Source organism: Collimonas antrihumi, assembly GCF_018304965.1.
GTDB lineage: Bacteria > Pseudomonadota > Gammaproteobacteria > Burkholderiales > Burkholderiaceae_D > Collimonas > Collimonas antrihumi.
In genome coordinates, this window is sequence record NZ_JAGQED010000053.1 from 1 (window position 1) to 4,392 (window position 4,392).

2 protein-coding genes and 1 pseudogene are annotated in these 4,392 nt (G+C 56.1%); all 3 read right to left on the reverse strand.

All coding sequences use genetic code 11. The annotated features are described in order from the left end of the window. Window positions 1-272 precede the first annotated feature (272 nt). The gene (locus KHU29_RS21850; protein ID WP_211455439.1) at window positions 273-1,814 is read right to left on the reverse strand and encodes an SEL1-like repeat protein; all 1,542 of its coding nucleotides are present in this window, start codon (window positions 1,812-1,814) and stop codon (window positions 273-275) included. Window positions 1,815-1,912: 98 nt separating this feature from the next. Then, complete coding sequence (locus KHU29_RS21855) at window positions 1,913-3,904, reverse strand: phospholipase D-like domain-containing protein (RefSeq protein WP_211455440.1); 1,992 nt, start codon at window positions 3,902-3,904, stop codon at window positions 1,913-1,915. Window positions 3,905-3,958: 54 nt separating this feature from the next. After that, window positions 3,959-4,392 (reverse strand): annotated as a pseudogene (locus KHU29_RS21860) (SEL1-like repeat protein); the annotation flags it as partial.

Here is a 4,392-nt window from a genome sequence, read left to right on the forward strand (position 1 = left end):
ACACCATTGCCTCCTGATACCAAGCCTCGGCTTGCGGATCCAGCGGTGGCGCTACCGTCAACTCGTGCTTGCACGTGAACTCGGTGCGATGCGGATGGAACAATTCAGGAATCTGGTTGCGAGGTAGGTCGTTATCCATGGAACAGGCCGTTTGAGAAAGTGAAAGACAAAGAACAAACAGCGACACGCAACGGCGCCATGTGACGTGATGCATCCTTGATGATGTAAGGAACAGGGTCATACGAGGGGCAATCTCCATCTCTCTGCTAACCTCAAATCGTTTCTACTAAACGCCATGTCACAGCGTAACTTGGCACATCCACCAGCCAATCCCTTTGCGGATCAGGGAATGCCTGCCCTTGCATCGCGGCCGCTTCCCGCCAGCGCCAGTTCACCAACAGTCTCCGTGGATGCTCTGCCGACAACGACGGTTGCCAGATACCGCTTTGCGGGCAGGCTTCGTCACCGTCGCATGTGAGCTTGGCGGGATTGGCTTGCGCCACGCGCCATTGGCCGCTACGCACTTGGGCAGGCGAGTCTTGTAGTTCCAGCTGTTCCGGGACGCCCATGTAATGCCATAGGATGCGGCCGTCGTTGTGCGTCAGGCCGATGCGCCAATCGTCGAACGACTCGCCGCGCGCGTAGCGTCGTGGGACTTGATCCTGATTCCATGTACGATGTGCGAGCGTGACCGGATGAAGTAATTGCGGCAGCCAGTAGCCGCTGAAATCGGCCGTCGTGGCTTCGTATTGCGGCCGGACTTCGATTAATCCCGCGATGAGACGTGTTTCATCTTCCGGTGGCACGGCGAATTCCGGCAGCACCGAGCCTTGCGGTATATGGGCACGGCCGGATAGATTCGCACCGGGTGTCGTGGCCGCAGGCGGCGGTGCCGGAATGACTGGCTTGGCGGCGTTGATCAGGTCCTCTGGCTTGCCACTCCATTGCGGGAGTTTGGCTGGTGGTAACGGTAGGACTCTGTCGAGGTTGGGGAAGCGCAGGTCGGGGTTGTGATCCAGGGCGTCGCCAAGCACGTTATAGCGCTCGCTGCGCGATTGATCTTTGCCAAATGGTGAAAGACCATCTACCTTTCTAAATTCAGCAAACAAAGCGTTTGCAGATCCAGCACTGCCGAGCTTGACGCCTTCGTGATAGTAATGAAGGGCTCTTGATTTATCCTTTTCAACAACTTCGTATTGAAGCCCGAGTTCTTCTGCCGCATCAGAATGCCCCTGTGCAAATGCACATTCCAACATTTTTATACCCAATGGTGTATTCGCCCAGCGACTTCGCTCCGGAGCATCCATTGCGGTTAACAAACTGCGCCCTATCGTAAATTGCGCATAACTGTTACCCATGTCTGCAGCCTTTTGCCAGAATGCCCAGGCAGCTGTCGGATCTCGCTTGACGATAAAACCATCGTTGTAATAGTTGCCCATCACCGCGTAAGCCAGCGGCACACCCATGCGCATCGCTTCCTCGGTCAAGGCCATGGCCGCTTTCGGATCGCGCACGACAAGCACCTTGCTGGAATCTCTCAAACCCCACACCCCAGTCTGATGCAGCGTCGCCAGATTGTTCATCGCTTTCCAGTGCTTGCGCTCTGCGGCCTTGGTATATAGTTCGACGATGCGCGGCCAGTCGCGGTCGTCCTTCCACAGATCAGGCGTATCCAACACCATTGCCTCCTGATACCAAGCCTCGGCTTGCGGATCCAGCGGCGGCGCTACCGTCAACTCGTGCTTGCACGTGAACTCGGTGCGATGCGGATGGAACAATTCAGGAATCTGGTTGCGAGGTAGATCGTTATCCATGGAACAGGCCGTTTGAGAAAGTGAAAGACAAAGAAGCAACACGGAAAGGCAGCGACGCCATGCGCCGTTATGTCTGCTTGACGATGCAAAAAATTGGGTCATGCGGTGGCGACCTTCCGATCGTCAGCGGCAGCGGCAGCTTGTGCCAAACGAATGCCCAACCCGGTTGCGCCGCGCGAATCGGAGAATGTGACGATATGATTTTGGAGACGATCGTTGCCGTATTCAACAGTCTTAGCATTTGTCTTCATTTTCTTGATCCATAACTTATGGGTATCCTTAATCGATGTCCCATTTCCCTCCCCACCATCCAAGTCTTCCCCCGCCAAATTCGCCCACACCTGCTGCCGCATCTCCCTCGGCAACGCCTTATCCATACACGCAATATTGATCTCGCTATCCCCCGCCATGCTGCGCAGATTCAGATTCGCGCTACCCAACGTAAAGAACGCGTCGTCGATAATCGTCAGCTTGCTGTGAATATAGATTTCACGACACCGCCCCTTCTCACCTTGCGTATACAACTTCGCAATCAGCACCTTGATTCCTAACGCTTCCAGATCTGCGCCACTCACCGGCGGACGATTGGCGGAGTCCGCAATGTCAGATTCCGTCAGATGCTGCCTGAGCAGCGTGGCCGGATGCAGCTGCATCACCGACTGCGCCAGACGGCCGATCATGGAATCACGTTCCCGCTGCGGCGCCTCCCTGAACTTCTGCACATCCCCATCGTATTTGGGTATGACACCTCCTTGTCCGAGTTCTGCCACGGTGTCATACGTGCGCGGCACCATGCCACCCTGCTCCGGCTCAGGCATCACAATGAACACATACAAATTCGGGATCGGCAGATTCGCGCCTGCGCGCTGCATGCCCAGGGCATATTTCTGACGCATCGCCTTCAGATGCTCAGCCCATGGCGTGTGCTGGAAATACTGGTTTTCGATATAGATGTAATTGCGCGCCTGGCTCGTCGCCAGCCAGTAAGCATCCTGAATCGTTTTATCGTTCTCCTCCGGCTGCGTGCGGATGATCTGGGCGATATGCCGGGCCTTGCCTGCCGGTGGCGCGAACTGACCCGCCGTGAATGCCTGCCGCGCCCATGCCAACGAGCCAACTTCGGCCTTGGGATTCCAATTGCGTTCTGCGCGATCCCAGGCCGCCGCAAAGTTACGGTTCAGGCAGTGCAGCGCCCGACCTTGCACCCGAATCGCGTAGTCCCGGTACGGTTTCAGATGCAAACCATGACGCGTTGAATCAGCCGTACCTTCCCAGCCATACCCCCTCAACGGATTGTCATACACATGCTCTGGCGTATCCCAGTAATCCGTGGTGGAGTTCAAGCCCATCACGTAACCAACCGATTGGGGACCGGGAAGATCGAAATCGATCAGGATCGGCTTTTGATGATGCGTAGCCACCTCCTTCAACCCGCCAATTTCCGTCGGCGTAAAACCAGCGGTCTCGCCTTGCAAATGGCGCCCAACGTCTTGCGCGCCTGGACAACGATGACGTATGTGCAAATCAGGAAACTGTCCCGCCATGGCTTTTTTCCACCAATCCAGGCAGTACCTGGCGCGATCAGGAGTCTGATGAAACGCCGCGTAGTAATTGGCAAGATCCGGATTCTTTTTATCCGCGAAGGCCGTCACAACCCGCTGGAGCGTATCCCTGTTCGTATAGCCAGGCAGGTTATTGGCCATCAACCCGAGACGCTTGCCTATGCCGGCTGGATACCAGACCAATAACCGGACAGTAATTCCCCTGGCCGCCACCCGGGACAGCAGATCGCCGTAGGTCAATCCGCGCGGCCACTTGCCGCCCTGCCGCTCGCCAATCTCCATGCCAGGATCAAAACCCCAGCAAATCAGGTCAACGCTCTTTTGCGCAGCTTCAATGTCTTTGACGATCTGCGGAAACGCATTCGAAGCGCAGATGAAAAACTCCAGATGATTATCGGCCGAGATCGGGTGATCGCCAGCGGCATTGCTGTTCTCCAGCAGCCATTGCTTGCTGATGTTGGCTTCGCGGGATAATTCATCAATATGAAATTTCCCGGTACGCAGTAATTTATTGAGGTCGGGCGGCATGGCTCTCAGTGTCTTTCAAATCATTCACAACAAATATCGTTCTAATTGACAACTTCAAATCGTTTCTACCAAACGCCATGTCACTGCGTAACCTGGCAAATCAACCAGCCAATCCCTTTGCGGATCAGGGAATGTCTGCCCTTGCATCACGGCCGCTTCCCGCCAACGCCAGTTCACCAACAGTCTCCGTGGATGCTCTGCCGGCAACGACGGTTGCCAGATGCCGCTTTGCGGGCAAGCTTCGTCACCGTCGCATGTGAGCTTGGCGGGATTGGCTTGCGCCACGCGCCATTGGCCGCTACGCACTTGGGCAGGCGAGTCTTGTAGTTCCAGCTGTTCCGGGACGCCCATGTAATGCCATAGGATGCGGCCGTCGTTGTGCGTCAGGCCGGCACGCCAATCGTCGAACGACTCGCCGCGCGAGTAGCGACGCGGGGCTTGATCCTGATTCCATGTACGATGTGCGAGCGTGACCGGATGAAGTAATT